Origin of the sequence: uncultured Anaerotruncus sp. (assembly GCF_902490045.1) — a bacterium.
In the GTDB taxonomy this organism is placed as follows: domain Bacteria; phylum Bacillota; class Clostridia; order Oscillospirales; family Ruminococcaceae; genus Anaerotruncus.
The window spans coordinates 1-5204 of the sequence record NZ_CABUCJ010000147.1 but is presented as its reverse complement, the minus strand read 5'-3'; the positions used below and the strand labels follow the sequence as shown (position 1 = coordinate 5204).

General features: G+C 64.3%; 4 protein-coding genes. All 4 read left to right on the top strand.

Annotated elements, in window-relative coordinates:
* A partial coding sequence (locus tag RDM88_RS11625) for a GTPase (RefSeq protein ID WP_308754996.1) occupies nucleotides 1-920 on the top strand: 920 nt, incomplete at its 5' end.
* A gap of 339 nt (nucleotides 921-1259) precedes the next feature.
* Nucleotides 1260-3143: a tRNA uridine-5-carboxymethylaminomethyl(34) synthesis enzyme MnmG gene (mnmG, locus tag RDM88_RS11620; protein WP_308754995.1), complete on the top strand. Its 1884-nt coding sequence runs from the start codon at nucleotides 1260-1262 to the stop codon at nucleotides 3141-3143.
* The gene (gene rsmG / locus RDM88_RS11615) at nucleotides 3140-3853 is read left to right on the top strand and encodes a 16S rRNA (guanine(527)-N(7))-methyltransferase RsmG (RefSeq protein ID WP_308754994.1); all 714 of its coding nucleotides are present in this window, start codon (nucleotides 3140-3142) and stop codon (nucleotides 3851-3853) included. The genes mnmG and rsmG overlap by 4 nt, the downstream gene beginning before the upstream one ends.
* Before the next feature lie 108 nt (nucleotides 3854-3961).
* On the top strand, nucleotides 3962-4789 hold the full coding sequence (locus RDM88_RS11610; protein ID WP_308754993.1) for a ParB/RepB/Spo0J family partition protein: 828 nt from the start codon (nucleotides 3962-3964) through the stop codon (nucleotides 4787-4789).
* Nucleotides 4790-5204 lie beyond the last annotated feature (415 nt).

Sequence of the window (5204 nt, the reverse complement as noted above, 5' to 3'; positions counted from 1 at the left end):
GCGCGCGGGACGGCGCGCTCTATCGCCGGGCCGAGGCCGCGGCGGGCGCGCTCACCGGCTACGCCGCCCATCTGGCCGCGTGGATCGACTACCCTGAGGAGGAGATCGCGGAGGTGGACCCGCTCGAGCTGGGCAAGGGGCTGCGCCGCTGTGAAGGGGACCTGGCCGGCCTGCTCGGCACCTACGATACGGGGAAGATCATCCGGGAGGGGATCTCCGCCGCGATCGTCGGGCGGCCGAACGTGGGCAAGTCGACGCTGATGAACCTGCTCGCGGGGCACGCCCGCAGCATCGTCACCGACGTCGCGGGGACGACGCGGGACATCGTGAGCGACACGATCCGTCTGGGGGAGATCGTGCTGCACCTGTCGGACACGGCGGGCATCCGCGGCACCGACGACCCGGTGGAGCGCGCGGGGGTCGACCTCGCGGTCGGGGAGCTTGCGCGGGCGCAGCTCGTGCTGGCGGTCTTCGACGGCTCCGATGAACTGGATGAAAACGATCTGCGCGTCATCGGCTGCTGCAAAGATGCGGTGTGCATCGCGCTCGTCAACAAGAACGATCTGCCCCAGCGCTTGGACATGGAGGTCATCCGGAAGAGCTTCGCGCATGTCGTGACGCTCTCGGCAAAGTCGGCGGAGGGCGCGGACGCGCTGAGGGAGAAGATCGGGGAGCTCTTCCGGCTTGAGCGGTTCGACCCGTCGGCCGCGGTGGTCGCTAACGAGCGCCAGCGCGCCGCCGTGGCGGATGCGCTGGCGGAGGTGCGCGAGGCGGCGGATGCGCTCGAAGCGGGCGTCTCCTACGATGCGGTCTGCGTCTGTATCGAACGCGCGGTGGACGCGCTGCTCACACTGACGGGCAGGCGCGCGTCGCAGGAGGTTGTCGACCAGGTGTTCTCCCGCTTCTGCGTCGGCAAGTGAGAAGATGAAAATTTTCGTCCACCTTTTTTAAAAGGTGGCGGGTGAGCCGCCGGACGAGGTCCGGCGGCGAGGGCGGAGCCCTTGCCCGGGCCCGCAGGTGCGCATTCCGTCGCCGCGGGCCAAAAAAAAGGATGCCGTGGAGCGGTTTCCCACGGGGGACCGCTCCACGGCAAATGCCCCTTTTTCTCTTGTAAAAAGGGGCCGAAAAATACGCCTGAAGGATGGGGGCGTTCCGCCGCTGCGGCGGCGGCAAGGGAGGACTTTTGAAAAAGTCCCCCTTGACCCCGAAAACTTTTAAAAAGCGGCAAGCCAAAACTCTGGTGAAAGGGAGGGGTTTCAATGGAATACCGGGCGGGCGATTACGACGTCGCTGTGATCGGCGCGGGACACGCGGGCATTGAGGCCGCGCTTTCGGCCGCGCGTCTCGGCGCGCGCACCGTGCTCTTTACCATATCCCTCGACGCGATCGGCAATATGCCCTGCAACCCCTCGATCGGCGGGACTGCCAAGGGACATCTTGTCCGGGAGATCGACGCGCTCGGCGGCGAGATGGCGAAGGCGGCCGACGCCACCTTCATCCAGTCCCGGATGCTCAATCGAGGCAAGGGCCCGGCGGTCCACAGCCTGCGCGCGCAGGCCGACCGCAAGCAGTACCATCTCTATATGAAGCGCGCGCTCGAATATCAGAAGAACCTCGACCTCAAGCAGGCCGAGATCGTCGATATCCGTGCGGAGAACGGCCGGGTGTCCGCGGTCGTCACCGCGCTGGGCGCGGTCTACGGCGTAAAAACGGCGGTGCTCTGCACCGGCACCTTCCTGCGCGGAAAGATTTTTGTAGGCGAGTATACCGCCGAGAGCGGGCCGGACGGCATGCACGCGGCGGGGCCGCTTTCCGATTCGCTGCGCGCGCTCGGGATCACGCTCCGCCGCTTCAAGACCGGCACCCCCGCGCGGGTCGACCGCCGCTCCATCGATTTCTCCAGGACGCAGATGCAGGAGGGGGACGACCCGGTCACGCCCTTTTCCTTCGAGACCGACCCGGCGGGACTTCAAAACCGCGCGGTCTGCTATATGGCCTATACAAACGAGCGCACCCATGAGGTCATCCGTCAAAATCTCCACCGCTCACCCCTCTATGGTGGAATGATCGAGGGAATCGGGCCGCGCTACTGCCCGAGCATCGAGGACAAGGTCGTCCGCTTTGCCGACAAGACCCGCCACCAGCTTTTTATCGAGCCGATGGGGCTGGACACCAACGAAATGTACTTGCAGGGGATGTCCTCGTCGCTGCCCGAGGAGGTGCAGGTCGCGCTTTACCGCACGATCGACGGCTTTGAAAAGATCGAGATCATGCGCAACGCCTATGCGATCGAATACGACTGCATCGACCCGACCTGCCTCGGCGCGTCGCTTGAATTCAAGCAGGTCGTGGGGCTTTACGGCGCGGGGCAGTTCAACGGCACCTCCGGATATGAGGAGGCCGCGGCGCAGGGCCTGGTCGCCGGCGTGAACGCCGCGCGCCGGACGCAGGGGAAGGAGCCGCTCATCCTCGACCGCGCGAGCTCCTATATCGGGACGCTGATCGACGACCTTGTGATCAAGGGCTGCAACGACCCCTACCGCATGATGACCTCCCGTTCGGAATACCGGCTGCTTCTGCGTCAGGACAACGCTGACGCGCGGCTGACCCCCACCGGCCATGAGCTGGGCCTGATCGGGGAGGAGCGCTGGCGGCGTTTCCGGGAGAAGCAGGCGCTGATCGAGGGGGAGATCGCGCGGCTGCGGAGTACGCCGGCCGCGCCGACAGAGGAGCTGAACGCCCTGCTTGTTTCACGTGAAACGTCTCCGGTCACCCTTTCCGTCCGGCTAGCGGAGCTGCTGCGCCGCCCGCAGGTCGGCTACGCCGACCTCGCGCCCTTTGACCCGGCCCGCCCGGCGCTTCCGCGCGACGTGTGGGAGGAGGCGGAGATCACCATCAAATACGAGGGCTACATCAAAAAGCAGCTCGCCCAGGTGGAGCAGATGCGGCGGCTGGAAAACCGAGCCCTGCCCGTACAGACCGATTACCGGGAGATCGGCGGGCTGCGGCTGGAAGCGGCGGAGAAGCTGGGAAAAATCCGTCCCACCAACATCGGGCAGGCGTCGCGCATCAGCGGGGTGAGCCCCGCGGATATTTCCGTGCTGCTGATCTGGTTGGAACAGCGCGGGGGAGGGAAGACATGATCGACAAAAAGATGCTCGCGGAGTATGCGGCCGCATTTGGCATACCGCTCGGGGAGGCCGAGCTGGAGCAGTTCGACCGCTACGCCGAACTGCTCGTCGAGTGGAACGAAAAGATGAACCTCACGGCAATCACCGAGCCGGGGGAGATCGTCGTCAAGCACTTTGTGGACAGCCTGACCCTGCTCAGGGCGGCCGCGCCGCCCGCCGGGGCGAAGCTGGTCGACGTGGGGACCGGCGCGGGGTTCCCGTCGGTGCCGGTGAAGATCGTGCGGCCCGACCTGCGGGTTACGCTGCTCGACAGCCTGAATAAGCGGCTGATCTTCCTGCGGGAGCTTTCCGCCGCGCTCGGGCAGGAAAACGAATGTGTCCATGCGCGCGCCGAGGAGGCGGGCAGGCAGCCCGCCCACCGCGAACAATATGCGTTTGTAACCGCGCGGGCGGTGGCGCATCTGCGCGAATTGAGCGAATACTGCCTGCCGCTGGCGGCGCCGGGGGGGACCTTCGCGGCGCTCAAGGGGGGCGACGTGGATGCCGAACTGGAGGAATCCCGTAGGGCGGTACAGCTCCTGGGAGGAAAAATCGAGCGGATCGAACGGCTGGTACTCCCCGATGGGAGCCGCAGGACGATCATATGCATCAAAAAAATATCGCAGACCTCGACAAAATACCCGCGGCCCCACGCGAAAATGGCAAAAAATCCGCTGGCCTGACGTACCAGGCTGGCGGATTTTGCTTTTTTCTGCGACCGAAATTTCTGGAAATCAGGAATATTTCGTGGTACCATCTAGTCAAGGACAAACGGAAGGACGTGAAATGCCATGAAGTTTTCAAAACAGCGCACGGTCAACCGGGTCGTCCTGCTGGATGTCAACGAGATCACCTCGAGTCCCTACCAGCCGCGCAGGCAGTTCGATCCCAAGGGCATGAAGGAGCTTGCCGACAGCATCTCCCAGAGCGGGCTGCTCCAGCCGATCACGGTGCGCAGCACCGAAACCGGCTATGAGCTCATCGCGGGGGAACGCCGGCTGATGGCCTGCCGGATGCTCCATCTGGACAAGATCCCGGCCATCGTCGAACAGTTTGACGACGAGAAGTCCGCGGTCTTTTCTCTGGTGGAAAACCTCCAGCGCAAGGACCTCAACTATTTTGAAGAGGCGGCGGGCATCCAACAGCTCATGCAGCGGTGTGACATGACCCAGCAGCAGGCTGCCGAACGGCTGGGCAAAGCGCAGTCGACCGTCGCCAACAAGCTGCGCCTGCTGACCTTCAGCGAGCCGCTGCGCCGCCGGATGCTCGATGCGGGGCTGACCGAACGCCACGCGCGCGCCCTGCTCAAGCTCCCGGATGAAATCACCGTCGCGGCGGCGCTGGAGCATATCGTGCGGGAACGCCTGAACGTGGGGGAGACCGAGCGGTATGTGGAGGCGCTCCTCGAGCCTGCGGAGGAGCAGGAAGAGCCCCGCAAGGCCACCCGCCTGTTTATCGTAAAGGACCTGCGCGTCTTTATGAATACGATCTCCAAGGCGGTATCCACCATGAAGCTGGCGGGCATCGACATCAACACCACCAAGGTGGAGGATGAGGAATACATCTGCTACACCATGCGGATTCCCAAAAAGAGCGCTTACCGGACGCACAGCGCCTAATTCTTTCCGACGCCAACCACCGCTTGGACGGGCCGCGTTAACAGCACGCAAGGACCGTCCCGGGGCTTGGTCAAATAAATACACGTTTCCCTGCAAAGAAACCGCCGCAAGGCGGTTTCTTTGCGTCGCGCAGACCGCGCGTCCGGTCTGTGGAGAACCGCAGCGCGACAAGCGGAAAGCCGCCGCAAGGCGGTTTCTTTGCGTCGCGGCGGTCTTGGATTTTCCGCCCAGCAGGCGGATGGCTTGCCGGTAGTCGACCGACGACAGTCTTAGATCGCCCACTCATCGAGCGGCACAGTTTGTCGGTAGTCGACCGACAGCGACCCCATTTCTTATACGGATAAGAAATGGGGGAAAGAAGCCGCAAGGGGAGAGCCCCTTGACCCCCGCGCCGCCTCCGGTTGGCCTTCGGCCA